We start from the raw sequence: 246 nt of genomic DNA on the forward strand, positions 1-246 counted from the left end.
GCTTCCGACCGTGGCGGGAGTATGAAACGCAAGGTCAATCTGCGCCTGAGCAAAACTTGTCTGGTATGCCAGTTCCCGTCGTTCTGCCTCACGTTCCCGCTGGCGGCTGTATTTCTGCTCTGTCAGCGTGGTTTTCTGACGACGCCGCTCACCTTCACGAAAAGGAACGGACGGGAACAGACGATGCCCCGCATCGGATGGCAGGGGAAGAACACAGACTTCACCAAAACTTTCAATCAGTTTATC

At 54.9% G+C, this 246-nt stretch carries 1 protein-coding gene; it reads right to left on the reverse strand.

The genetic code is table 11. From position 1 onward, the window contains the following. Nucleotides 1–246: plasmid SOS inhibition protein A (locus RTW80_RS30325; RefSeq protein ID WP_312721917.1), on the reverse strand; the 246-nt coding region annotated here is incomplete at both ends.

Source organism: Escherichia sp. AM3, from assembly GCF_032029835.1.
GTDB lineage: Bacteria > Pseudomonadota > Gammaproteobacteria > Enterobacterales > Enterobacteriaceae > Escherichia > Escherichia coli.